This is a genomic window from Rhizobium sp. CB3171, from assembly GCF_029714265.1.
Lineage (GTDB): Bacteria > Pseudomonadota > Alphaproteobacteria > Rhizobiales > Rhizobiaceae > Rhizobium.
In genome coordinates this window covers 2,564,022-2,589,386 of record NZ_CP121652.1, presented here as the reverse complement: position 1 = coordinate 2,589,386, position 25,365 = coordinate 2,564,022, and the positions used below count along the sequence as shown (strand labels likewise).

Annotated in this window: 22 protein-coding genes, 1 other RNA gene and 1 pseudogene; 10 read left to right on the top strand and 14 right to left on the bottom strand. The window is 54.7% G+C overall.

The genetic code is table 11. From position 1 onward, the window contains the following. Positions 1–137: 137 nt before the first annotated feature. The 5 genes and pseudogenes from QA648_RS12650 to tkt form a co-directional block, all read right to left on the bottom strand. Positions 138–317: pseudogene (locus QA648_RS12650) on the bottom strand (putative glycolipid-binding domain-containing protein); the annotation flags it as partial. Positions 318–327: 10 nt separating this feature from the next. Continuing rightward, complete coding sequence (locus QA648_RS12645; RefSeq protein ID WP_283047279.1) at positions 328–1,143, bottom strand: hypothetical protein; 816 nt, start codon at positions 1,141–1,143, stop codon at positions 328–330. A gap of 177 nt (positions 1,144–1,320) precedes the next feature. Next, positions 1,321–1,905, bottom strand: coding sequence for a putative glycolipid-binding domain-containing protein (locus tag QA648_RS12640; protein WP_283047277.1), 585 nt, complete (start codon positions 1,903–1,905; stop codon positions 1,321–1,323). A gap of 2 nt (positions 1,906–1,907) precedes the next feature. Further along, complete coding sequence (gene gap, locus QA648_RS12635) at positions 1,908–2,918, bottom strand: type I glyceraldehyde-3-phosphate dehydrogenase (RefSeq protein WP_104824185.1); 1,011 nt, start codon at positions 2,916–2,918, stop codon at positions 1,908–1,910. 60 nt (positions 2,919–2,978) lie between these two features. Further along, positions 2,979–4,961, bottom strand: a complete 1,983-nt coding sequence (gene tkt, locus QA648_RS12630; RefSeq protein WP_283047275.1) for a transketolase — start codon at positions 4,959–4,961, stop codon at positions 2,979–2,981. 402 nt (positions 4,962–5,363) lie between these two features. Between tkt and QA648_RS12625 the strand changes: the two genes are divergently transcribed. The 4 genes from QA648_RS12625 to QA648_RS12610 all read left to right on the top strand — a co-directional run bounded on the left by QA648_RS12625 (position 5,364) and on the right by QA648_RS12610 (position 8,175). After that, positions 5,364–5,639 carry a DUF4164 domain-containing protein gene (locus QA648_RS12625; RefSeq protein WP_104825195.1) on the top strand — a complete coding sequence of 92 codons (276 nt, stop codon included), beginning with the start codon at positions 5,364–5,366 and terminating at the stop codon, positions 5,637–5,639. A gap of 49 nt (positions 5,640–5,688) precedes the next feature. Continuing rightward, the gene (locus QA648_RS12620; RefSeq protein ID WP_104824183.1) at positions 5,689–6,066 is read left to right on the top strand and encodes a cell division protein ZapA; all 378 of its coding nucleotides are present in this window, start codon (positions 5,689–5,691) and stop codon (positions 6,064–6,066) included. Between the two features lie 74 nt (positions 6,067–6,140). After that, positions 6,141–6,299, top strand: a non-coding RNA gene (ssrS, locus tag QA648_RS12615) — 6S RNA. Between the two features lie 88 nt (positions 6,300–6,387). Beyond that, on the top strand, positions 6,388–8,175 hold the full coding sequence (locus QA648_RS12610) for a site-specific integrase (RefSeq protein WP_283047271.1): 1,788 nt from the start codon (positions 6,388–6,390) through the stop codon (positions 8,173–8,175). A 45-nt stretch (positions 8,176–8,220) separates the two neighbouring features. Here the strand turns inward: QA648_RS12610 and QA648_RS12605 are convergent, their stop codons facing one another. After that, the gene (locus QA648_RS12605; protein WP_283047269.1) at positions 8,221–9,207 is read right to left on the bottom strand and encodes a DUF2971 domain-containing protein; all 987 of its coding nucleotides are present in this window, start codon (positions 9,205–9,207) and stop codon (positions 8,221–8,223) included. A 151-nt stretch (positions 9,208–9,358) separates the two neighbouring features. Between QA648_RS12605 and QA648_RS12600 the strand changes: the two genes are divergently transcribed. Further along, entirely contained in the window at positions 9,359–9,730 is a 372-nt protein-coding gene (locus tag QA648_RS12600; protein ID WP_240535525.1) for a transposase, read from the top strand. Beyond that, positions 9,727–9,963, top strand: coding sequence for an IS66 family insertion sequence element accessory protein TnpB (gene tnpB / locus QA648_RS12595; RefSeq protein ID WP_283047266.1), 237 nt, complete (start codon positions 9,727–9,729; stop codon positions 9,961–9,963). Before QA648_RS12600 ends, tnpB begins: the two co-directional genes overlap by 4 nt. Here the strand turns inward: tnpB and QA648_RS12590 are convergent. Both QA648_RS12590 and QA648_RS12585 read right to left on the bottom strand, forming a co-directional pair. Next, entirely contained in the window at positions 9,934–12,051 is a 2,118-nt protein-coding gene (locus QA648_RS12590) for a recombinase family protein (RefSeq protein WP_283047264.1), read from the bottom strand. The two genes, tnpB and QA648_RS12590, sit on opposite strands and share 30 nt — an antisense overlap. A 292-nt stretch (positions 12,052–12,343) precedes the next feature. Next, a complete protein-coding gene (locus QA648_RS12585; protein WP_283047261.1) occupies positions 12,344–12,805 on the bottom strand; it encodes a helix-turn-helix domain-containing protein in 462 nt (153 codons plus the stop codon). A gap of 727 nt (positions 12,806–13,532) precedes the next feature. Between QA648_RS12585 and QA648_RS12580 the strand changes: the two genes are divergently transcribed. After that, positions 13,533–15,131 carry an IS66 family transposase gene (locus QA648_RS12580; protein ID WP_283047259.1) on the top strand — a complete coding sequence of 533 codons (1,599 nt, stop codon included), beginning with the start codon at positions 13,533–13,535 and terminating at the stop codon, positions 15,129–15,131. Between the two features lie 294 nt (positions 15,132–15,425). Here QA648_RS12580 and QA648_RS12575 read toward each other — a convergent pair whose 3' ends face one another. Next, the gene (locus QA648_RS12575) at positions 15,426–16,196 is read right to left on the bottom strand and encodes a hypothetical protein (protein WP_283047257.1); all 771 of its coding nucleotides are present in this window, start codon (positions 16,194–16,196) and stop codon (positions 15,426–15,428) included. 616 nt (positions 16,197–16,812) lie between these two features. Next, a complete protein-coding gene (locus QA648_RS12570; RefSeq protein ID WP_283047256.1) occupies positions 16,813–17,739 on the bottom strand; it encodes a hypothetical protein in 927 nt (308 codons plus the stop codon). 176 nt (positions 17,740–17,915) lie between these two features. Here QA648_RS12570 and QA648_RS12565 point away from each other — a divergent pair, with 176 nt between their 5' ends. After that, positions 17,916–18,416 (top strand): hypothetical protein, encoded by a 501-nt coding sequence (locus QA648_RS12565; protein ID WP_283047255.1) that lies wholly within the window; start codon positions 17,916–17,918, stop codon positions 18,414–18,416. A 285-nt stretch (positions 18,417–18,701) separates the two neighbouring features. Here QA648_RS12565 and QA648_RS12560 read toward each other — a convergent pair whose 3' ends face one another. The 3 genes from QA648_RS12560 to QA648_RS12550 all read right to left on the bottom strand — a co-directional run bounded on the left by QA648_RS12560 (position 18,702) and on the right by QA648_RS12550 (position 22,416). Next, positions 18,702–20,033: a hypothetical protein gene (locus QA648_RS12560; protein ID WP_283047254.1), complete on the bottom strand. Its 1,332-nt coding sequence runs from the start codon at positions 20,031–20,033 to the stop codon at positions 18,702–18,704. A gap of 140 nt (positions 20,034–20,173) precedes the next feature. Then, positions 20,174–21,393, bottom strand: a protein-coding gene (locus QA648_RS12555; RefSeq protein ID WP_283047253.1) for an IS3 family transposase whose coding sequence is annotated in 2 segments (ribosomal slippage) — positions 20,174–21,057 and positions 21,057–21,393 — 1,221 coding nt in all. Because the reading frame shifts where the segments join, the coding sequence is not laid out codon by codon here. Positions 21,394–21,417: 24 nt separating this feature from the next. Next, positions 21,418–22,416: a hypothetical protein gene (locus tag QA648_RS12550; RefSeq protein WP_283047251.1), complete on the bottom strand. Its 999-nt coding sequence runs from the start codon at positions 22,414–22,416 to the stop codon at positions 21,418–21,420. Between the two features lie 769 nt (positions 22,417–23,185). Here QA648_RS12550 and QA648_RS12545 point away from each other — a divergent pair. Next, positions 23,186–23,938 carry a hypothetical protein gene (locus QA648_RS12545; RefSeq protein ID WP_283047249.1) on the top strand — a complete coding sequence of 251 codons (753 nt, stop codon included), beginning with the start codon at positions 23,186–23,188 and terminating at the stop codon, positions 23,936–23,938. A 184-nt stretch (positions 23,939–24,122) separates the two neighbouring features. Continuing rightward, a complete protein-coding gene (locus QA648_RS12540; RefSeq protein ID WP_283047248.1) occupies positions 24,123–24,731 on the top strand; it encodes a hypothetical protein in 609 nt (202 codons plus the stop codon). On the opposite strand, the gene QA648_RS12535 is transcribed toward QA648_RS12540, so the two are convergent. Next, a complete protein-coding gene (locus QA648_RS12535; RefSeq protein WP_283047247.1) occupies positions 24,719–25,264 on the bottom strand; it encodes a recombinase family protein in 546 nt (181 codons plus the stop codon). The two genes, QA648_RS12540 and QA648_RS12535, sit on opposite strands and share 13 nt — an antisense overlap. Positions 25,265–25,365 lie beyond the last annotated feature (101 nt).

The following is a 25,365-nucleotide window of genomic DNA, read 5'->3' as shown; positions in this document are numbered from 1 at the left end:
GGCCCCCGGAACGCTTTGGGAGAATTCCTGTCAAAAATTTATTTGTAAATCTGGACCATAGCAGGGCAGGGAGAGGAAAGATTTGCGGCGAATGGGAGGAATAACGTGGACCGCAGGCTGTTATCCGCGCGGCCGTATTAAACATCCACACGCTTGAAATAGATTGGATAGTCGATCACCAGCCCATCCTCGTCGACGGGCAGGTCTACGGTAAAGGTCCTGTCTTCGGCAGCATAGCGATAGAGTTTCTGCGGCGTGACGCAAGTGTAGCGCTGGCCGTCGCGCAGCGGCACGAAGCTGTCGAACGGGATATAGAGCGGACCTCGCTCATAATGTTCCGGTGATCCCTGGAGGTTCCGGAGGGTACTTCAGAAGTCCTTTGTCGACGCAGTAGTTTCTAAGTGATTCCCAGACCGCACCTCCAATAAGGTAAATGCTCAAGCAGATTTCCTTTAGCTCTTGCTTTGAGAGCACTAGCTCCTCTCCAAAAGCGAATTTGCGGCCATGCACCGCAAGTCTCACGGTAATTTTGCCCCCCTTGGGAAAGAAGACGCCCTTCAGGTCTTTTCCGTCAATGGAGGTTCCATCCGGAAAAACAGCCACTACGTCGAGGGCAACCCACTCCAGCCGGAATACTCCTGTTTCAGAATCTATATCATTCCCACCAACCACGCCTCGGCGATGTGCATAGCAATTGCGTGCCTGGTTTAACTGCCGGAGAACTCGGCGGTGATCTTCAGGAATGGGCAATATCTCGTTCAGCGCTTTTATTTGGTCAGAAATGCCTAGCTTCTCGAAGCGCGCTGAGGGAGGGCGTTGGGTCATACCCTCGGTCTGCGCAATTAAATCCAAGACCCAATAAACTTCGAGCAAATAGACGGAAAACGTCTCAAGGAGTTTACGCAGGCCGCTGGCTCGCGTCCATTTCGCATACTCTTCAGCAACATGTTTCGCTTCGTCTGGAGCAAGGTCCTCTTTGACTAATGTAATGTGGTGGAACGTATCTGGTACCAATACATGAGAGATGGGTGGATCGTGTTCCGCCGCGTTCATACCGATCCCCATAAACATGTCTGCACGCGTTATTCCGGTGTGCAGGATACGCAGTATGCCATCAAGATCGATGCGGATTGGACCATTCATATGCTCGTCCATTGGCTGTGGCGCAATATTGGTATGAACATAGAGGGATAGCGTTTGGCTTTTGGGGCCTAGTCAGCTAAATATCCTCATGGAGGCAGATAGGCTCCTCGCCAACTCTATTGCACCCCTCTAGGTCATCGCGGAAGTTATTTCGTCAAAAAGAAATAAACGCAGAATTCAAACATCCACACGCTTGAAATAGATTGGATAGTCGATCACCAGCCCATCCTCGTCGACGGGCAGGTCTACGGTAAAGGTCCTATCTTCGGCAGCATAGCGATAGAGTTTCTGCGGCGTGATGCAAGTGTAGCGCTGGCCGTCGCGTAGCGGCACGAAGCTGTCGAACGGAATATAGAGCATGGAAAGCTTTGCCGTTCCAGCTTCCGGCGTCAGCTCAAGCCGGCGGATCGGCAGGCTGTTTGTGAAAGGCGAGCCGGAGAGATCGATATCGATGCAGCCGTCGAATTGCGGCAAGGCAATGCCGTCTTCGGCGCGCCAATGTCCTTTGCCGTCGGAAAGCAAGGCAAGGCGCCGGCCATCGGTGGTTTCGATCGAGAAGGAGAGAACGGTCCAGTCGGCTGCGCAATCGATGCGGTAGAAGACGCCGTAGGGCGAGCCGCCGCGGCTGCCGATGATGGTGCCACAGGCGCGAATGGCTGCGCCCGTGGCGGTGTCGATGGGAGCGATCGTCAGATGTTCCAGCCCGTCTCCTTCCAGCGGACGCCAGCGAACTGTCGTCGGAAGGAGAGGGCGGAAGGCCATGATCAGATCAGCTTGGCAAATGCGACGGCCGTGTCGGACATGCGGCTGGAGAAGCCCCATTCGTTGTCGTACCAGGACAGGACGCGCACGAAGTTGCCTTCCATGACCTTGGTCTGGTCGGTCGCGAAGATCGACGAGTGGCTGTCATGGTTGAAGTCACGGGAAACCAGCGGCTCGTCGGTGTAGCCGAGGATGCCCTTCAGCTTGCCGTTCGATGCAGCCTTGATGGCTTCGTTGATTTCGCCGACCGTCGTTGCCTTCTTGGACACGAACTTGAAGTCGACAACCGAGACGTTCGGGGTCGGAACGCGGATCGACGTGCCGTCGAGCTTGCCCTTCAGGTGCGGCAGAACGAGACCAACAGCCTTTGCGGCGCCCGTCGAGGTCGGGATCATGGACAGGGCTGCGGCACGGGCGCGGTACAGGTCCTTGTGCATGGTGTCGAGTGTTGGCTGGTCACCAGTGTAGGAGTGGATGGTCGTCATGAAGCCGTGGTCGATGCCGACGGCGTCGTCGAGAACCTTCACGACCGGCACCAGGCAGTTCGTGGTGCAGGAAGCGTTGGAGATGACCATGTGCTCCTTGGTGAGCTGGTCGTGGTTGACGCCGAAAACGACGGTCAGGTCGGCACCGTCGGCAGGAGCCGAAACGATGACGCGCTTGGCACCGGCCGTCAGGTGAGCGGCGGCCTTGTCGCGGGCAGTGAAGATGCCCGTGCATTCCATGGCGATGTCGACGCCGAGGTCCTTGTGCGGCAGCGTTGCCGGATCCTTGATCGCCGTGACCTTGATCGGCTTGCCGCCGCCAACGATGATCGTGTCGCCTTCGACCTTCACTTCGGCAGGGAACTTGCCGTGGATGGAATCGTAACGCAGCAGGTGGGCATTGGTCTCGACCGGGCCGAGGTCGTTGATGGCAACAACTTCGATGTCGGTGCGGCCGGATTCGACGATCGCGCGCAGAACGTTACGGCCGATGCGGCCGAAACCGTTGATGGCAACTTTTACAGTCATGTGTTCACTCCCGTTCACTCAGGGTATTTCTATTGAAATGGAGAGCGCCTTTCGACGCCCTCAGGAAAGCTTTGCCTCAGCGGCAGCGACAACCGCTTCGGCGGTAATGCCGAAATGCTTATAAACGTCCTTGTAAGGTGCGGAAGCACCAAAGCTCTTCATGCCGATGAAGGCGCCTTCCGGACCGATGAATGCGTCCCAGCCTTCGCGAACGGCGGCTTCGACGGCGATCTTGACCGGCGAATTGCCGAGCACTTCCGAGCGGTAGGCTTCAGGCTGCTCGAAGAAGAGCTCCGTGCACGGTACGGAAACGACGCGGGTGGAAATACCCTTGCCTTCCAGCGCCGCGCGGGCGGCGACGGCGATTTCGACTTCGGAACCCGAAGCGAAGATCGTCACCTTGGCGTCGGCATTGCCGGCGAGCGTGTAGGCGCCCTGCTCGCAGAGGTTCTTCTCGCTGTATTCGGTACGTGCAGCGAGCAGGTTCTGGCGGGTCAGCGCGAGGCCGGACGGACGATTGTGCGTCTTGACCGCGATCTGCCAGCATTCCGCTGTTTCGGTGGCATCAGCCGGACGGAACAACAGGAAATTCGGAATGGCCCGGAGGCCTGCGATCTGTTCAACGGGCTGGTGCGTCGGGCCGTCTTCGCCGACGCCGATCGAATCATGCGTCAGAACGTGGATGGCGCGGATGCCCATCAGCGCAGCGAGACGGAGCGGCGGACGGCAATAGTCCGAGAAGATCAGGAAGCCGCCGGAATAGGGGATCAGGCCGCCATGCAGCGAAATGCCGTTCATGGCAGAGGCCATGCCGTGCTCGCGGATGCCCCAGTGGACGTACCGGCCGGAGAAATCAGTCGGGGTGATCGACTTCATCTGGCTGGTCTTGGTGTTGTTCGACGGCGTCAGGTCCGCGGAACCGCCCAGTGTTTCCGGCAGGAAGCCATTGATGACTTCGAGCGCATCTTCCGATGCCTTGCGGGTTGCGAGCGTCGGCTTGGTTTCAGCGAGCTTCTTCTTGTATTCGCTGATGGCGGCATCGAAGCCAGCCGGCAGCTCGCCGGCAAAGCGGCGATTGAATTCGGCCTTCTTGCCGGCTTCCGCAACAGCGACGCGGCCTTCCCAGGCTTCGCGGGTGCTGACGGAGCGCTCGCCGGCGGCGCGCCATTCGGTAAGAATGTCGTCCGGAATGACGAAAGCTTCGTAGGGCCAGTTCAACGCAACGCGCGTCGCTGCAATTTCCTCGGCGCCGAGCGGCGAGCCGTGAACCTTGTGGGTGCCCTGCTTGTTCGGAGCGCCGAAGCCGATAATCGTCTTGCAGGCGATCAGCGTCGGGCGGTCGGATTGGTGCGCGGCTTCGATGGCAGCGCCGATGGCGGCCTGGTCGTGGCCGTCTACTTCGATCGTGTTCCAGTGAACGGCCTTGAAGCGGGCAACCTGGTCGGTCGAATCCGACAGCGAAACGGCGCCGTCGATGGTGATCGAGTTGTTGTCCCAGAAGAGGATGAGCTTGTTCAGCTTCAGGTGGCCGGCCAGCGCGATCGCTTCATGGCTGATGCCTTCCATGAGGCAGCCGTCGCCGCACATGACATAGGTATAGTGATCCATCAGCTCGGCGCCGAATTCTTCACGCAGCTTGCGTTCGGCGATCGCCATGCCGACCGAATTGGCAATACCCTGGCCGAGCGGGCCGGTGGTGGTTTCGATGCCGGTGGCGTGACCATATTCCGGATGGCCGGCAGTCTTGGAGCCGAGCTGACGGAATTGCTTGAGGTCCTCGACCCTCATGTCAGGGTAGCCGGTCAGGTACAGCAGCGAATAGAGCAGCATGGAGCCATGGCCAGCCGAGAGCACGAAGCGGTCACGGTTCGGCCAATGCGGATGCTTCGGGTCGAAGCGTAGATATTTGCCAAAGAGAACGGTGGCGACATCCGCCATCCCCATCGGCAAACCGGGGTGACCGGAATTGGCCTTCTCGACAGCATCCATGGCAAGGAAACGGATCGCATTCGCCATCCGGTCGTGTTGTTCGCGAGAGATCATGGTTTTTCCGCAGGGTTCCGGGTTCGAGGGATGGCCACACGCTTGGGAGGCTGGGCCACCGGTTGAAAGGCGGCTGAAACGGAGGAGTACCTTACAAACTCCGTTTTCACTGCTGCCTCAGGCGGCTGAGACATAGCAGTTGGGGCGAGCAAGTCAATAAATCCGCGGGGCGATCAGGGGGTGGTGCGGCAATTTTTCGACATTTGCCCGCCGACTTATACAAAAGACGACAAGGGTAAGACAAAGGCCGCTTAAGCCATAAAGGCGACCTTCATCCACAGATTAGGCCCCCTGCCGTATGGCGGCCTTTATTGACGTTCAGTTGCCGAGTTGAATATTGTTGGGAAATCAGTCGAGTGGCCGGATATTTTGATTCGGGCCTTGCGCGGGGAATCGAAAGGCATGACGCCCTCAGGCAAAACGGTGGATGTGGCGCTCGCTCAGTTGCGCCAGGCGCTTTCGACTTTGGAGAGCGCCGTCGATGTGCGGTTCGAACGTGAACGCGCGCAAAGCGATGTCGAAGGCGAGGTTCGCCGGGTGCATGCGGATCGTTCGCGGCTCGCCCAAGAACTCGACCAGGCGGAGTTCCGAGCGAACCGGCTTGAAGAGGTCAATCGCGAAGTGTCGCGCCGGCTTGTGACGGCGATGGAAACCATAAGAGCCGTGCTCGACCGCTGATCCCTCGGGACGCAGCCGTCGCGATCAGCGGCAATGATCGGAAAGTCTCATGGCGCAGGTAACGGTAACGATCGATGGCAAGGCCTATCGCATGGCCTGCGAAGAGGGGCAGGAAGAGCATCTGACGGATCTCGCCACCCGCTTCGACCGCTATGTCATGCATCTGAAGAGCCAGTTCGGCGAAATCGGCGATCTGCGCGTCACCGTCATGGCCGGCATCATGATCATGGACGAGGTGGCGGAGCTGACACGTCGCGTTTCGGGGCTGGAGGCCGAGCTCGAAAACTTGCGCAACAACCGTGACACCGTGCTTGCGGCCAATGCCCGCAGCGAAGAGACGCTCGCAACCGTCATCGACGAAGTGACGACGCGCATTCGCGGCATCACCGAGAAGCTGACGGTTCGCCCAGGCGCCGAGCCGAACTGAGGCGTTCTTTTATTTCTCGCGACTGCACCGTAGCACCCTCTGGTACAAGGCGAGGATTCTCTTTATATAGGACTTGCGGTCTGCGCTTCCCGACAGGAACCACAATCCCTGGGGCCATACTCGATCCAAAGGGAGCTGTCCCTGACCAGGCTCGTGGGCCTGGACACACGGCGCCCACCTACGTTTGTAGGCGCCCAGGATCGTAAACATCCATCGGTCGTCGTGGATCGCTCTTTATCTCATTGATTTTCAACATTTTCGGCTCTCGACTGAAACTTTGACACCGACTTTGACACCGGTGTGAAAATCGAGTTGCCGACTATGGCTGACCGCTATCGACTTTATCGTCATACCAACGGTATCTATTATCACCGGGTCAAAGTTCCTGCCGACATACGATCTTTCTACGGCAAGCAAATCGAGCAACGATCGCTGAGAACGCGCGACTTGCGGACGGCACTTCGGCTGCTGTCTGCTGTGATCGTTGAGGTAGACCACGCGTTCGCCCTGATAAGGGCTAAGCATTTCAATCAACTGGTTGATGCGACTTCCGGAAGGCGACAAAATCCAACGATCCCTGTTAGTTCAGAAATGATGCGACGGGCACGCGATGAGTTCAGCAGTCTTCTTCAATCGAGGGAAGACGATGAGAGGGCGCTTGCTCTGGAAGCGTTTGGTTCAGGGGACGCTCAACGGGAGGAAATCATCGATGCTCTCTTTGTCGAGCATCGGCGTCGACTTGAACATCGCCTTGTGTCTATTGAGCGCGCTTATGCGGTCCGCGACCTATCGCGCTGGCAACGTGATTGCGATCATTTCGACCTTGCAGATGCCGATCCGATTGCCGCGATACGCATGTTGTATGATTGCGAGCGGATCATGATCACCTCTTGGCTACGAGAGTTCAGTGGTCCTTGTTCAGGCATGTCGCTGCGCCAATCGTCATCAGACGTGCAGAGTTCGAAAGCTCCTAAGGCGACGTCGATGGAAACAGAGCTGCCATTGCTCTCAGTGATCGCACTCGAATGCTTTGAATCACTTGCGAAATCCAAAGGGTGGAACGCGAAAACTCAGTCGGCACGCGCGAACCAGATTAAGCAGGTCGTTGCTATCTGTGGCGACAAGCCACTCAATCAATACGTTCAGTCAGACATCAGGTTGCTGAAGTCTACACTATTTGCGCTGCCTCCTCAGGCTCATGGTCGGTCCGCGTTAAAGGGGCTCTCCAAACTAGAGATTGCTGCTCGTGCGAAAATAGACGGCGCGTCCAAGGGCCTGGCGGTCGAAAGCGTACGGCAGGTGATGACGGCGATAAACTTGGTGTTCGGGTGGGCCCGCGCTGAATGCGATATAAACCTGAAAAACATCGTCCAGCCCATGATACCAAAACTCAGGAGCACCGGCGACCGACGTGATAAGAGGCACGGTTTCAGCATCCCCGAACTACAGAAGCTGTTTCACAGCCCCGTCTTTACCGGGGTCAAGAGCGAGCGGGAATGGTTCATGAAGGGGAATGTGCCCATGCAAGCCACAGGGCGCTTCTGGGTGCCTCTCCTGTCGTTGTATGCGGGGACCAGATTGATGGAAACCGTACAGCTCCTTCGCGATGATGTTCGGTTAGAGGGCGGGATTTGGTTTCTCGATGTTAATGCTGACGACGCCGAGGGCGGCTTTGCGGGGAAGACCCTCAAGACGATGTTTGCCGCCCGTAAAATCCCCGTCCATGCGAAATTGCTTGGACTCGGATTTGTTGAATTTGCTCAGTCCGTGAAGCCTGGACACCGGTTGTTTCCTGATATCGAGATCGGACCGGCTAGCCAGCGTCACCGCCATGCCTCGAAGTTGTTCAACAAACTGCTCTCAAAGGCGGGGATCAAGGCGGAAAAGAAGGTTTGGCATTCCTTACGGCATTCATTCGAGCAAGCCTGTCGCGATAGCCGGGTGGATAGCGCTGTTATGGACCAGTTGCAGGGCCATTCGCAGGGTATCCGTGAGGTTTACGGAAGCTCGTATGGCTTGGCGGCTTTGAACGAGGGCATTCAGTCCGTCGCCTACAAAGGCTTAGACCTTACTCACGTTCGAGCGTTTGTTTCCCGACAAGGGGGCTAAAACTGCGATAAACCCTTGGGTCGTCATCGTAATATTGTTGCGACATCATAAACGTAATGGCACGTCAGATATTTCAACTTTAGTCGCGGCGTTTGGTACGTTCTGCTCTTCCAAAAGGGCAATGAATTCGCGCTTGAGGTGCACAGACATTGTGCCGGGGCCGATCAAAAGCTTTCGGAAGAGGTCAGGTAGTGTGGCTCCATAGAAACCTTCATCTGGTACATCCATTAGGGGGATTTTATAGATACGCTGCGGAGCCTGTGAGATGACAACCCGGTCCGGCACGAGCCTTTGAGACTTTTGAAACGTAGGTTGATATACAATTCGCCATTCACGCTCTTCATGAAAGCTTGGATGTTTCGTGCAAATGATTGCGTATCGGTAGGCTGCAAAAAGATTTGCAAGTATATGCTCGCGTCCGAGCCCTTCCAAGAATTCAAAGTTACCGATGACGTTCTTTACGACTTGCTCGTATTGCTCAAGAAATTGTGCGGGGGATAGATAGGCAACCGGGCTGGTGTAGGCGCCAAGTGCGTCTGATGGACGAAGAAAAGGACCGCTATTTAACACGAATGCGACCGGGTTTGCGCCTGCACCGTAGGCGCGCCACATGGAAAGCCTGCCCATCTGCTCTTCGTTTGGCAACTGCTCCGTCAAACAAGTGATGTAGGTCTCCTGTTCAAAGTGCGGTATCCACGAATTGACTAATCCGACAAGATGCTCAGTAAATCCTGGAAATTTTCCGTCCAATACCCTCGCCAATTCTCGTGCTGAATCGCTCCTCAGCGCATTAGCAAGGCAAGTCTTTCCGTGCTGTATCTCGGAGCTATCGTTCATCCAGGTAACATTCCTCATCCATACCGATCCGTTCCGGATCATGGATTCGGCGGCTGCACTGCTGCAATAATGGACAAATGGATGCCGCGTACTCAGCGCCTCAATAGTTTTGTTGAAGGCATATGGATAAAATATTTGGAAGTTACGAATTTCTTCCGCCGTAAACGATAGCTCTTCTACCAAGGCTTGAAGCATCAAATATCTCAATTCGCGCGTTTTGTTGTGGCAATTTAGCCGAGCGGCTCGAAAAGTACGAGGTAAGCGGACAGGCCATCCCACGTAGCATGGAGACGCGAAATCGCTCATTTTCAGCATGAATCATGCTGGGAATCCTATGAGTGAAGATATGAATCATGATCGTACGTTCGAAATTCTGACGGCGGAGCCGGTGCGAACGCGGCGGAAACCGAAGTCGTGGTCAGATGAGGCGAAAGCTCTGATCCTGGAGCAAGCGTTGGCTCCGGGCGCAAATGTCTCTGCGGTCGCGCGTGCCCATGGAATGGACCCATCGCAGCTCTTTGGATGGCGGCGCGTAGCCCTTGCATCTGGTTCGGTTCAGCGGTTGAGAGCAACCGAAAACGATGAGGCCTTTACTCGTTTCGAGGCGGTGCGGACGGACACTGTCGAGATCCAGGTGGGCGACACGACACTTCGCGTCAGCGCTTCGATCGATCCGGCGCTGCTGAGCGGCATCGTCAGGGCGGTACGGCAAGCATGATCGCTTCGGGTGTCGTGGTCTATGTGTCGTGCCAACCGGTTGACTTCCGCAAAGGCGCGGCCTCGCTGATGGCCCTGGTGCGCGATGGCGGCCTCGACCCCTTTAACGGTGCTCTTTATGTATTCCGCTCGAAACGTGCAGACCGGATCCGCATTGTTTGGTGGGACGGCCAGGGATTTTGCCTCTATTATAACGATCGGCGTTCATACTACACCTCTTTCCTCGCCAGTTGATGTTCTTGGCTCGGTTTGCATTTGTCGATACGCAGCAGCGCGATCTTCGAGTGGATTCCATCGACTGCATTGCTTTTGCGGCAGGTCTCCATCGGCGATTTCGTACAGGCTATAGTGCCCGTTATAGGCATGTCTGGTGATGAGGCCAAATTTGGCCCATCTGGCGACGGTTTGCTCGCTGATATTGAGATGCACTGCCGCTTCCTGTCTTGTCAGCATTCCCCGCTGTCGCAGTCGATCATATCGTGATCGCAGCTTATATTCGTGGATGAGATAGGCGACTTTGAGGGGTGTAAAGCGGGCGTCCTGGCAGCCGCGACGTGCGGTTCCACCTGGGCGATGCCCCTGCTCGTTTAGAATCTCGGCGATCTCGGGATAAATGTAATCGTCGAGAAGCCTATCGACCAGTTCAATGATGCTGGGCTTTGTCTTGATCTGCTGAGGAGAGGATTTTGGGTTCATGGTGGTGAGCGTCTGGATTTTGCCGCCCTTGAAGCGAACGTGAAGCTTAGTGGTTCCTTCCGCTGGCAACTTTAAGAGAGTGACATCCTCAATGATGTGGGCCAGCAATCGCTTGCGTTCGCGGCTTGGGGTATCCGGATCTTTCCAGAGCTGGTTGAAGTCGGCCGTCATCGCGACTAACCGTTCGTGGACAGCTTTATCGAGGATGAATTGATCGTGCTCTCGGCCACGTTCGCGCTCTTCGCGGGCACTGGCCAGCGTGCGAAGCTTCTCGTTCCATTCACCTTCGAGCGTGTCGGCGACGAGGCGGTTACTAGGATCGACAAGCATGAAGCGGCGCTGAGCGAGCTCGGCTTCCGTTTGGGCGCGTTCGATTGCGCGACAGCGCAGCCGGTCTGCTTCTTCATGCCGGGCTTGGATCTCCTTGCGGACTTCGAGAGCGAGTTCGACGGCCGCCGGCGTCATCTGCTCGGCAATCAGCATACCGATGGCTTCATCGACGGGAGGCCCAGCGATCGACTGACACATAGGCTCCGCACGATAAATGCGGGCACGATTACAAATGTACCAGGCTTCCTGCCGGCCACGTCGCGCCGCATAGCGAACCCTAAGATGGCTGCCGCACTGCCCACACACGGCCCGGCCTTGCAGCAGTGCCGGTCCCTCCCTTGGGATTGAAGCTCGTGCCGCTTCAAATCCACGGCCATTCGCCTTGAGGATCTTCAGATTCTCCTGATGTCGCTCCCAGCTGATATAGCCGGGATGAGCATCGGGAATGCAGGCCGGCCAGTCATCAATGTCGCGCGCACGCAGAGTCTTTTTGCCGTCGATGGTGCGTCGAAACTGTCGTCGGCCATAGGTATAGGCGCCAGCGTAGCGCGGATTGTTCAGGACACGCATCGCCGTCGATGCGGTCAGCGGCCGAAATAGCGTGCCGCCGTTGTGTAGGCGCGATGGAAACAATAGGCCTTCATTGCGAAAGACCTTGACGGTCTGGGAGGCGGACCCGAGGCGAGAGAACATCTCAAAGAAATGAATGATCGTTTCTCTGACTTGCATGTCTGGATCAAGAGTCACATTGCCGAAATGGTCATAGACCAGCCCGGTCGGTAGGAGGCAACGAAACTCGCCGCGCCGCACCTTATTGAGAATGCCGCCGCGCAGCCGGGCTTTGATCACATGCAGCTCGGCCTCACTCATTGTTCCCTTCAGGCCGAGCAGGAGCCGGTCGTTGAAACTTGCCGGATCATAGACGCCGTCCTCGTCGAGGATCAGGGTGTCGGCAAGGGCACAGATCTCCAGCAGACGCTGCCAGTCGGCATTGTTGCGCGCCAGACGGGAGACCTCCAGGCCCATGACGATCCCGGCATGCCCCATGCCGACATCGCTGACCAGCCGCTGAAACCCCTCGCGCCACGCCGCCGATGCACCGGACTCTCCTTGATCGTTGTCGATGACGATAATCTGCTCGTCGCGCCAGCCGAGGGCGACAGCGCGTCCCCGAAGCGCATATTGCCGCCTGGCGCTCTCAACGTTCTCAACGACTTGCCGCATGGAAGACTGGCGGATGTAGAGGTAGGCGCCGCGTTCGAGGTGATGAGGCTGGACTTTGAGATGTACATTCATGGTGACCTCCGATCGTTGGTGCTCATGGCGATTGTCGCAAGGACGTGAACGACGGCGCTGTGTCCGCCGTGCAGCGGACAAGCAAATGACGATGGGTAATTCTGCTCTCGCGGAGTGCTTGCTGCTGCGGTCAGCGCCTGAACCCATCCCCACATCCCCCGGCGCAGAAAGAGCATCAGGCCGCTACGGGCCATAAGCGGCAGCGCTGCGCCGAGGGCTGCCTTGCGCAATACCTCGTACTGGGACGCGATGGTCGACGGTTGGATCGGGCATGCCGCCGTCGCGGCAATGTTTACGTGCCGCTTTTTTTTAGAACCCGCTCGATCGATCTGGGATGAAGCTCGATATCGAGTTCCTGGCGGAGCAGCTTGGCCAGTTCCCGGGCGCGAACGGGTTCTCCTGGGGCGAGCTGCGCCTGCAGAAATGCCAGGACTTTGTCGTCGATCTTGTGGGGACCGCGGGGCCCCGGCTTCGTCGGCACCAGTCCGGCAATGCCGGCCATATCGAAGTTCACCTTGGCCTGGTAGTAGGTTGGCCTGGAAACACCGTACTCGTCGGAGGCCTCCGTCACCGACACCTTGTCGATGGAGACGCGACGCAGCATCTCGTATTTGACCTGCACGGCGTCGTGCGGATCGAAGAACTCGCTGCCCCGAAACTTTGGATCGCGCACCTTCTCGGGGGTGGGATTGAACGTGCCCTCTTCGATGAGGCCATCCGTCTTTGTGCGCTTGCTGTCGTACTTCGCAGACATCGATGGCTCCGAGGACATGAAGCGGTGTTAGCGTAATGCTAATTATGACGCATTTTGCTGCCTCGTCAAGACGATGCTTATGGTCTATTTGACGAGATATCTTGTATTTGCAGGCGTAACCTCTCATAAAAGCGACCTCTTGCGGCATAATCCACTTTACAAATGCGGCATATTTATCCTTACACTTCCGCACGTCAGCCCGGCCCCGATTTGCTCGAAAGGCGCTTCACCAGAGTGGCCAACTCCATTAAGTCGACTACCCGCAAGAGCGATCGCCCGTTGCTCATGACGACCTCAGGATCCAAGCTCACAAGATCAGTCCATTGCGGAGGAACCGACCAAACAGTGGTGTCCTCGGTCTGCAGCAAAAGGCGTTCACCATGCCGGTTGTAGCGCTTGCCGACGCACGGCAACTGCCGTGGGAATAAAGGATGAAACGGATGCGTCACCCGCACTAACTGCGTATCTGCGTTGGCAGTGGCTGCATTCTGTTGTGAGGTACAAAATAATCGAAGAAAATGGCTTCTGCTGGCCTGTCCCGTCTGCTACCCGCGTCCGTCTCGATCATGCGCAATTAATGGCACTTCTAGCCGGAATGGATTGGAAAAAGATCCGCCCCGCCAAGGTGCGCCGGCCACTTTCGATCGGCTGATGACGATGTGCGGCAAGTTGAATCATGTTGCTGTAAGTGTTGGGAAATCGGCTGATTCTATGCTCTATTACGCGCATGGTTTTACCCGGTCCAGACCTTCCTGACGACGTCGATGCGCTGAAAGCGATGATCATTGCTTTGAACGCAGAGAAGGCTGCGACTGACGCCGAAATTGCCCGAATGAAGGCTGTCCAACAGAAAGCCGACGAGCGGATCACCACTTTGACGGCGATCTTGAAGGTTTTGCAGCGGGCCCAAAACGGTACGCGCTCCGAGCGACTGCGGCTGGCGATAAACGACGAGCAGATAGACTTCGCTTTTGAGGAGGTCGAGACTGGCCTTGCGGCGATTGACAGCGAGCTCGGCCAAGTGGGCAAAGAGCGGCCAAAAAGGGAGGCGCGGCCACGCAAAGGTTTTGCCGCCCATCTCGAACGCATCGAGGAAGTGATCGAGCCGGAGATCCCCGACGACTGCCAAGGCTTGGAAAAGGTTCTGATCGGCGAGGACCGATCCGAGCGGCTTGATGTCATACCGCCGAAGTTCAGGGTCATCGTCACACGCCGCCCGAAATATGCCTTCCGCGAACGTGACGGCGTGCTGCAGGCTTTGGCGCCCGCGCATATCATCGAAGGTGGGCTGCCGAGCGAACGGTTGCTGGCCTATATCGCCGTGTCGAAATACGCCGATGGTCTTCCGCTCTACCGCCAGGAGGCGATCTATCTGCGCGACAGCGTGGTTCTCAGCCGCTCTTTGATGGCCCAATGGATGGGGCATCTGGGCTTCGAGCTGCGGATCTTGGCGGATTACATCTTGGAACGCATTAAAGCCGGAGAGAGGGTTTTTGCAGACGAGACCACCTTACCGACGCTGGTCCCCGGCTCTGGTAGAACGATGAAGGCGTGGTTATGGGCCTACGCTTGCGATGACCGACCGTTTGGCGGGTCTGGCCCGCCGATGGTTGCCTATCGCTTCGAAGACAGCAGGGGTGGCAAGTGTGTCGCGCGTCATCTCGCCGGGTTCAGCGGCATCCTGCAAGTGGATGGGTACTCGGCTTATACCAGCATGCTCAAGGAGCGCGCCAAGTCCGGCAGCAATGAAACGATCAAGCTTGCCGGATGCTGGGCACATTTACGCCGAAAGTTCTACGAGCTGCATGTCGGCGGCATTAATGACGCTGCAACGGCGTCGATCACAGCCATGACGGAACTTTGGAAGGTCGAGGACGAGATCCGCGGCAGTGATGCCGAAACGCGCGCGAGGCGCCGTCAGGAGACGTCCGCTGGCATTGTCGCCGATCTCTTCCAGTTGTGGGAGAAGGAACTCTCCAAAGTCTCCGGAAAGTCCAAGACTGCTGAGGCGATACGCTACGGCCTGACACGCCGGGAGGCGCTGGAGCACTTCTTGACGGACGGCCGCGTCGAAATCGACTCCAACATAGTCGAGCGTGCCATCCGGCCCCAAACCATTACGAGGAAGAATAGTCTCTTTGCCGGCAGCGAGGGCGGCGGAGAGACATGGGCGACGATCGCCACACTTCTGCAGACGGCAAAAATGAACAATGTCGATCCGCTTGCCTGGCTATCTCAAACGCTCACCCGCATCGCAAATCGCTGGCCAGCCGCTGATATTGAGCTGCTCATGCCATGGAACTTCAAACCAGACGCCGTCGGCTAACCGCTTACAGTACGAGAGGCTTACAGATTTGTGCACAAGCCTCGATGCAGCGCCACCATCCGGTCGCCCTGCCTGTGTAGTCCACACACCCTGATTTGCGCGCTAAGCCCGCTCTCCTTCTTTGTTCTCCTTGGGTTTCTGGCGTGGAAAGCCCAAGCGATTGCCGACTACTTCACCAAGGGCAAGGGTGTCGCCACTCCACAGTGGCGAGCCCCGGACTTCCACGACAAATAAAAACAGGGGCTTCATCGCGGTCAAATTGACCATTTCACCGGATATGATCGTGATAGCGACTTAAATGTCCTGATCCCGTATGGTGAAGAAAGGAATCGAGACATCATTCAGATTGGGAACACCGGAGATGGCGATGCCCGTTCCGGGCATCGGAGATAGCATTTCAGCTCCAAAATGGCGGGTGACTATCGCCCTCATCACGTACGCTAAGAAATCGAGAAGATTCTCTGCTACCGGCACGACCTCATTCATCAGCTTCCCAAACGCCAATTCTGGATTGCGCTCGCCCATGACTTCGAGGATGTGAGACGAGATGACCAAATCCGACAAGTAGTAGTAGCCATTGGTTACCGCGTGGGACACATACCAAGCCCAGTCCTCGTCGTCCGGAACCTCACTGAAAGCCTTTTCGAGCGCTGCAAAATCAGGATAGTGATAAGCGACACTGTTTCTGAGCCGATGTAGCACATTGTTGTTCCCAAAATGACGCTTCAACAGCCGATGGGCTTCCTTTCCATCAGCTTCAACATCACCATTAATCTCCAAAAGTAGTCTCTGGATATTTGGTCGTCTGATCATCTCCCAAGCCTCAGCCATGGAGGCGAGCATAAACCGCAAAATCATTTGAGTTTGCGCAGCGCTGAGGATGTTTTCCACTTCGTGCTTCGACTCGAAATTCATCGAGAATATGAGCAAACGGCGGAGCACGGTGATCTGATTAATTGCGTAACTCGCTAGCAAGAGGAGTGCGCGCTCTTCGGAGGGCACTGCTTCCAACTGGGATTTCGACATATGAAGTCGAAAGATTTCGATCTTGGAATCGCGTTCCATCGATTCACGTCCACCTACTGCGCCACTTTTGTTTCTAGCTTATTTGAGAAGGAATAACTATCCGGGCTTCATCATCAAGCGACTTCGTATTTGGCGACATTGGCATGTAGCGTGGCAAGCTCGGCAATGGTGGAATGGTGATAAACCAGAATAACCCGTAACGATCAGGAGAAGCATGACAAGCCCGATTAGGATGTATGGGTGGATTTGGGCTTTATCGGTCAATTGACCCCGATTCGTATTGATTTGCTCGATTTTCGGGTGAAAAAGCCAAATGGTCCACGATGAATTTTACACAAGCTCTCTGCCAACTATTTGATTTGATTAGAGGCCCTGTGAATAGCGGGCGCACCCACTTGTAACGATAACCATTCGCACTCACACTGCGAAGCAGCAAGCAGCACCAACCAATTTTTCTTTTGGTGAAAGGTGTGTGCTTTGAAAAACCCCCCGGAATTCAAGTTTAAGCTCTTTGGCTTATTCGAACTGTCAGGCAGCGGCACGCTTGGCATTGTCGTCGCCGCGATTATCGCCGTGCTGATGACGGGGTTGTTCATCCTCCATGTCGGATGAAGGCGCTGCTCGTGCCGCCAATCCTTCGCGCCCGGAGGTGACTCTACGGCTTCGATCCGACTGCAACAGGACCGGTTTTCGGCATCCCGAGACGGTCCCGGAAAGCGCTCGAATAGTAGCTAGCTGCTTCTTCGCCAATCCGTTTGAACTCGGCATCGACGATTTCGTCACCCTTCACAATCTGCGACACCCGGGGCTTATCCAGCCGGGGAAGCGTCACCCCCAATGCTGTTTGACAATCGCCAGAGGTGTTGTTGCGGGCGATTTCGAAAAACTCTTTCGTTTCGAAATTAAAGCTCAACTGGTTCGAGCGGCAAGCCGTATTCTGGTAAGGAACCGCATCGATTTGATTGGTGTCCCAACGCGTGATTTTGTAATATTCATCCGCAACCGTCAGAACACTATACGATTGCGCCCAAGAATTTTCATCAGGAAGCGCAAGGGCTACTTGGTTATAGCTGCAGTAGCTCTCAGCCCGAAAACACTGAATCACAACATGATTGATCGGATAGGCAATCCGGTCGTCAAGCATTTTCACCGTGCCTTTGACTGATGCAAAGTCTTTGGTGGTCGTCCCGCCATATTCGAGCGAAAAGAAATCGACGTATGTCAGGTGCAGCCGGGACGCCCGATAGCCAAGCTTTTGCAGTTGTCCAACCGTCAATTTACCCGTTGGTTGCTCGCCAAGGTCTTGTTGGAAGGCCCGCATTGCCCCTTCGAAATCAGCTAATCCGTCGTACATCAACGAATTCAAGGCAGCTTGAATCATCACCTGACCGTTTTTGGACAAGGCGTCGTTGGCAGCACCGATGTACACCATGGGCACGTTCGACTTACGCTCTTGCTCAGGCAACTGCATGATTTGTTCAGGCAAGTAGTCCTTGTACCGTGCAACAGCGGTATCATCAGCGTGTGCAGCCCCAAACCAGCCAAGCGCAATGGAAAAAATCGTGAGCTTTGTAATGTTCATGGCAACCCCCGTTCACGCTCCTTATAGCATTAGCCAGAAACTGGCATTTCGTACAGCCGCCCCATAAAGTTGAAAACAGTACTTCCTTTTCGATAGCGTTTTTGTACAATTCGCAAAGTTCAAAGCCGTTGTTCTAACTAATGGTCGAAACCATTCCATGTCGATAGGACTATAACGTGCGCGCGCAAAACTACTATTGGAACACATTTTGTATTATTAAGCGTGATCTCTATTATCTTGAGGAGCACGAAAAACATCTCGACAAAATCGCGAGGTCTCTAAACGTCTCCTCAGCAATTGCGTCGAGTTCGGCAATTGCGGGGTGGGCGCTATGGAAAGAAATCGATTTCGTTTGGGGAGCCGTCATTGCCGTGTCGCAGGTGTATGCGGCAGTAAAACCATATCTGCCTTATGGACAGCGGCTAAAGGCGCTCAATAGCCTACGCCCTGAACTTGACGCTCTGGCAACTACTGCCGAAGAGGATTGGCTCAAAATAGCAAGCGGGATGCTGACAGAGAGTGAAATCCGACGGCTTGCAGGGAACCTGAATCGAAAGATCAACCAGAGTACTTACAAACATTTCAAGGGATTGATCTTGCCTGAAAACAAAGAGTTCCTTGCCATAGCGGAAGAGAAGACTAGGGTGTACATGAAAACGAGACTTACGGAGGATTGATCATGTCAAACGAACAAGACACTCCATCGCAGGGCGGAAGGTGGGAGCGTATCGAAAAAGGGAATGTTCTTCCTGACAATGACTTCAAAATTCCAATGCCGGAAGTTCCGATGCCCAAAGGGGAGCCGAAACCCAAGCCCGAGCGAAATCGGTCAGACCAAATATAAACCCAATTCTTTTCAAAAGGGGACGCAAACCAGCGTCCCCTTTCTTTTGTCGGGCATCAGATACAGTCGCATCACGCTTCATGGTCCCCGGCACCATCGGCACAATCTCAATGGCGGTTTATGCGGCTCGGAACCGCTGTTGCTCTACCACGTGGGTCACGGCACGTTCCGCACTCCGACCCTTCCCGGAACCAAACATGCGTTCCTTGCCCTTCATGGCGGCAATGGCTTCGTCCTTCGAATAGCCAGCCTTAATCAGTTCAACGGCGGCATCATACCAAGGACCGTCACCATTGCCGGCGCTCGCCATAGCGGCACATTCCAGAACGATCTCTTCGGCGGTCTTGCGAACGCTCCCGGCAATGTGCCGCTTGATGACCGGCGCTTCTAAGTCTTCCGGAAGGTTCCGGACCATGCACCACTTGACATCAAGGAAAACCGGGGCTTTCTTCACAAAGCAATCATATTCATAGTAGGTGCCATCAATGAAGATCGGTTCGCCCTTTTCAGGACGGCAGGGCGCATAGAAGCGGTTGTTGATGGTCATGCATGCCGGATCAACCGGGAACTGACTGCCAAACTCGCCTTGGGGAAACTTCTCCCGGATGTCCCTATTCAGAAGGCGGATAATCCGGGAATAATTCTCAGCATCAACGGCTTCGGTAAGGGGAACGAGGACGCGGATTTTAATCTGCCGTTCCGAGTAATTTTCGACGTTCAAGCACCTGTAGGTACTGACGACAAGGTGCGAAATCTTCCGGCTCTTCAGATAGGCGGAAAGCTCTTTCACATCCCCGGTCACATTGTCGATGTCGAGCACAACAATTTTCGTAGAGAGAATGTTGTCTTTCAGGAGATGGTTTTCGCTGTCAAACAGGACGCCTTCCCGGAACAACTTGTTTGCATCTTTTTGCGAAATCTCTTCACGGTTCACAATTGTCCGGAAATATTCGAGGACGGTTTCCCAATCCAGAACTTCGGAATCGAGGGTTTCAAAAGACGAATAGTGTGCCCAAAACCGGAGCCGAAATCCCTCATATTGAAGCGTTGCAGCATGGTTTTCGAGAACGCGGTTCCGCCGTCTCCGAAGCTGACTTTCAACGCGATCTTCTTCCCGGGTCTCTTCAACGGTCTTAACCGGCTTGGCTTTGACTTCGGCTTCATCATCCGATTCCGGCTCGTCATCAGGAAACAGCAGTTCCGGAATGCCAAGGTCAATCAACTCAGGATCGGCACAACCCGGAATGAAGCTCTGTATCGCTTTGGCGGTCGCACGGTCTCCAAAGATCAGAACAATAGGGGCACTGCTACCTTCCATGCGCAAGCTCGTCCGACCCGCAAACTGATAGGCGGTTTCATAAGTCAGGGCGTATTTCGCGGCTTCCCGCTCGATGCCAAACACCTTCCAGAGGAATTTGACCGAAGCCGGATCGAAGTTGATTGCAGCCATGAAGACAGCCATGTTGAAATCACGTCCCCCGTTCCATCCCCGCGAATTGCTGGAAACAGGAGTGCCAGCAGGACCAGCCCATTTGTTCCGCTCATACTTGGTGTTGGTGCATGGAGTTGCCCCCAAAAGACCGGACATGCTCAGGTTTGAGATTGCGAGCTGATGAACTCGCGCGGCGATTGATATCCTAAAGCACTGTGCGGGTGAAGATTGTTGTAATGCTCGAACCAGAACGGCAGTTGAGCGATGACGGTTTCAGCGTCGGGGGTTGGATTCACCGAGACGTAGTCGCGCTTGAAGGTTTTGACGAACGCCTCGGCCATGCCGTTCGATTGCGGGCTTCGCACCGGTGTCGTGCAAGGTTCCATGCCGATGTCGCGGAGCAAGGATGCCGTGTCCCTGGCGATGAAGCAGGAGCCGTTGTCGGTGAGCCATTCGATGGGCTCGGATAGCATGTTGATGCGGCCGAAGCGGTTCTCGACAGCGGTGATCACGAGGTCCTGCACGTCTTCGCTCTTGATGCCCTCGGTGGTGGCGACATGGGCGATTGCCTCGCGGTCGCAGCAGTCGAGGGCGAAGGCGACGCGCACCTTCTCCTTGTTGTCGCAGCCGATCTCGAAGCCGTCGGAGCACCATCTGATGTTTGAACGCTCGACGGCGACCCGGCCGTCGTGAAGGCGATCATTGACCGCTCCGGTATGACGCACCAGCAGCAGATTGTGCAGCTTCATCACCCGGTAGACACGCTTGGCATTGGGCCACGAACGCCCCAGTTTCCGGGCATTCCGACGCAGGATGGCATGGACACGCCGATAGCCGTAGGTAGGCGTATCGGCGATGACGGCCTTGATGTCCTCCAGCAGCTCACGATCAGGTAGTGGCGGGCGTCCTCTGGCTTTGGAAGGGGAGCCTGCGGCGCGCGCGGCGATATTCGAGCGGGCGACACCCAAAGTTTCGCAGACGGTCTTCATTCCAAAATCCCCCTCGGAAGAGAGAGCGAGCGCAACAGATGTTTTTTTGGGCCACCGGCGATTTCGAGGGCTTCCTTCAGGATTTCGCTCTCCATCGTCTTCTTGCCCAACAGGCGTTGCAACTCCTTCACCTGGGCCTGAAGCGCCCGGTATTCGGAAGCCGGAACGACCTCCTCCTCGGCGGCCGTCGCCGTCAGTGCCCCTTGGGACGCCAGCTTGCGCCACGCAAACAACTGGTTCGGCTGGATACCGTGTCGACGCGCGACGATGCTCACCGTCGCGTCCGCCTCATAGGTTTCGTGGATGATCGCGAGCTTCTCTGCCGTGCTCCAACGCCGCCGACGTTCCGGCCCGGAGAGGACTTCCATCTTAAAATTGCTGCTAGTCATATTACCAACATTACTCCTACCCACTTAGCTAAGTGGTGGAGCATGTCCGGGCCTTTCGGGGGCTAATTCAGTGCAATAGATGAATTGCTCGCCGGGATACATATCGGCAATCGCCTTACCAGCCGCCTTGGCGATCTTCGGGAAGGTTGTTGCCTTTCCAGCATTCTTAATGCCGTTCGTCTTCTCTTTAAACAAGGACTTGCTAAAGTTCCTTTCAGAGAAGTAGCGGATGGAAACCGATGCAGCCTTATGGCTCAAGTCGTCATGCTTCGCCTTGATTTCGGAATGCGGGGTGAACTCGACATCTTCCGATGCCGACCAAATTTGATATTGAAGCGAGTTTTTATAATTTGCCCCGATGAAAACCGAGTGCTTAGGGAACAGGGACGGACGGGCAACAACAAAGAACTGAAGTTGTTTCGGAAGACCGTTCTTAAAGGCATTGAACGCCTTTGCCTGAACAAACACCCGGTAATGCTCACTCGCAATGCGTTGGGCAACTGTCAAAATCTCTTCGCAATCCTTTAGAACATCGTCCTTCCAACCGTTTTCCGCAATATTCCTAATGTGATCAGTTGGAACAAGTTCGTAATAGGAAGGCTCATCAGACAGAGCAGAAGCCAGCCAACCAGAAACGAAATCTTGGCTAAGGGGGAGGGAATTGAAAGTGAAGGTCTCGAATACGTTTGGGATTTCATCGAAGAAATAATGCCGATCTGGATCAGCGTTTTGACAGGCGACAGCCACTTGCTGATTGACCGCGTAAATCCCGGAAGCCGATGATAGAAGCCGTTCCCGGTAGGTCTTGCTTGCCGCCGTGTAATCCCCGTCCTTGCGAACCTCTCGGCAGATCATTTCAATATCGAGATTATCAGCAGCTTCGTATTGATCGGACAAATCATTGGTTTGGGTGGCAATCGTTGCGGGAATGGGATTGTTGCGCAGATAGTTCAATAGTGATGTTGTCTTGTGTGAACCGACAGGACCATCAACATATTCAAATCGGTATTTTGGAGAATTCATTATTGGTTTTCCTCTATAGGCAAAATAAAAAAGGGAGTTTAGGACCGACTTGGAAAAGTCCTAAACTCCCTCATTCAAGATATAGAGGTAATGAGTATTCGAACCGACCAGCCGACCTTGAAGAGCAAGATCGATTTTCCAAGTCGGTTCTTTTCTTCACTTTGTATTTATTGAAATAATCCTTCATAATTCGACATATGATTGCGTTTATTGTAGAGACGCGCAACCATCATGCCTTCTATCGGCTCTTATTCTGAAAATGTCAGATGAAGGATTTATTCAGGAGACTGCGACTTGCGCTTATACGTCTCTTCTGAACCGAAGTCGCAATTATACACAAATGCGGAAGACTAAGCAATAATAAAGTTGAGTAAAGGAGTAGAAATAACTTGGTTTGATTATGAATTCTGTTGTCGATGCCGCGCCGCTTTAAGGCTTCTCTACAGGACGATAATTGATCTACTGGGATCGATTCAAAAAAACGACGGAATCTAACACCTAGAATATGTAAGGTATGAAAAACCGTCGAAAAATAATCCAATCGACCTGATGAAGGCATTAGAGTGACGCGGATTGATTTTCGGGGGGAAGTCATCAAACGGCTGTGGCATAGCTATTCCATAAAAATGTAACGCTACAGAACAAACTCTGAGCAGATGTATATTCAAATAGCAAATGCTCCATAGAGTCTTCTGTCAGTCGAAACGGCAATCAACAAGACCTATTATAGACTGCCGCCGGGGATGCGTTAAACGCGTGGTCAGGAACAATGAAACCCACAACAGAGCATACCAGTATCGATGAGTGGTTAGTCAACTTCTTCGCTGAGATTGATCCGAACCAGATCATCCCCGATCAGATTTCTTACACGACGGCTGATCGGTCTCGACAGCACAAGGCACCTGATCACTTTCTATTCGACCGCCGCATTTTGGTAGAGCGGAAAACACTCAAAACCACAGAAAAAGCGATAATTGGACGGTTCGATAAAGTCACGCTCGACCAAGGTGCGCAGTTCATATTGTTCGGTCAGCAAAGCTTAGACGCGATTTTTAGGACATTGGACGATCCCGGAAAAGCAATGGAAGCTTTTGCAAAGGTAACCGTCAACAAACTTGAGCAACGTATCAAGGAAGCCCGTGATAAATTCCGTGAACACGCTGAGGCGACAGGGGTAATTGCCGCGTGCCGCTTCGTCATCTGTAGCGAAGATGGTGGCGCGTCCGAAACGGATGGCTTGATGTACGAACAACATATCGCCAAGCTCTTTATGAACCGTTCGGCGACATGGGATAAAACGGGTCTCATCGACTCAATCATCTACATCCGCGATCCCGCCCACACTCTGAGCGGCGGCGGTGGGCATTGGTTCAAGTGGGTCACGAGGAAAGGCTTACCGTCCGAAAAGATGAATGACATCGGTTCATTCGGGCACTTGATCATCGAAAGACTGTGGATGCACTTCGCTGCTTGTGGGCGGGACGTGTCCCCGTTTGGACCAGTCAGGCATGGGATAGCGTAGCCCTACTTGCCATGATGACATTTCCGCCCCTGTCGCTGTTTGCCCGCGAAATCCACCCGAATTGGTTAAAAATTCCTCATTAATTGCGAATTTCGGTCAATTTCGTTCAACGTTGACCCGCATCTATTGGTCTTTTCGACTGATCACTACCATCTACAGTTGACCATCAAAAATTGGGGAGTAAATGAACAAGCGCGGGAAGACCAAGACATTCGGACTGAAGTCACCGAGAGACCTGCACCGCAAACTGTTATTCGACATTGAACGGCTCAAGAAGGCGAACTTGCAGAATGAGGCAAGGTACGCGGCGATTGATTGCGCTGTTGATAGCTGGCATCTGGTGGATTGGGTGCTCCATCGCGATCAAGTCGATGATGCCAATTTCACCCGGCTTACTGGTGGCAGAAAACGAGACGAGACGAAGGGAGAGAGGGGCAAGTTCGCGGGCAAGACTGTTGAGGCAAGCTTTGCAGAGACGCAAAAGGACCGCCTTCCCGCCCTCAAATTCTGCCGAATGCTGGCGAACAGCGTAAAGCACCGCGAAGTTCGAGACGATTCCATGCCGGAACTATGGAACGGATCAAGCTACAAGCTGACGTGGGAAATGATAGATGGCGAGCGCTCGATAAAAAGCGCTACGCTGTTCGTGTATGTTGAATACGAGAGCGAGAAGCACCACGCTTTTGACCTGTTCGAAGAAATGGCGGACCAGTGGCGCACGTTCCTTACTGAAGAAGGGCTATTCGAACCAATTCTCGATGATGAAGTGGAAACTAGCGATCAGCCAAGGTAGCGGTAGACCGAAGCTCTACCGATCTTGAGTTCCTTGGCAATCTCTGTAGCGCCCATTCCTGAAGCGGCAAGCTCCTTGACCCTGTCGGCATCGATGCTGGCTTTCCTGCCCTTGTAGACGCCATCAGCCTTAGCCTTGGCAACGCCTTCAAGCTGGCGTTCCTTCCTGATAGCGGTCTCGAATTCGGCGAATACGCCAAGCATCTGAAGGAATGCGCGTCCTGCCGGGGAACTGGTGTCGATTGGCTGTTCGGTTGCCTTCAGGTGAACGCCTTTGTTTTCCAACTTCTTCACGATGGCGGACAGATCGGCGATAGAGCGGGCAAGACGGTCAATGCGGGTGACGATGATCGTATCACCAGCCCGGGCGAATTCGATCAGGGTTGCTAGTTCATCGCGTCCTTCAGTCGTGGTGCCTGTCTTCTTCTCTGAACGGATGATCGTTGCACCGGCTGCACGAAGAGCGGCTTCCTGAATGGTTAGGTCTTGGTCGGTGCTGCTGACACGAGCATAGCCGAAAATTTGATTGGTCATTTTGTTTATGTCTCATTTGGTTCTTAGATGTCTGAAACATACTGTCTCATAATGCGGAAATCAACCCATATAAGACACCAAAACTGTCTCGTCTACCTGCT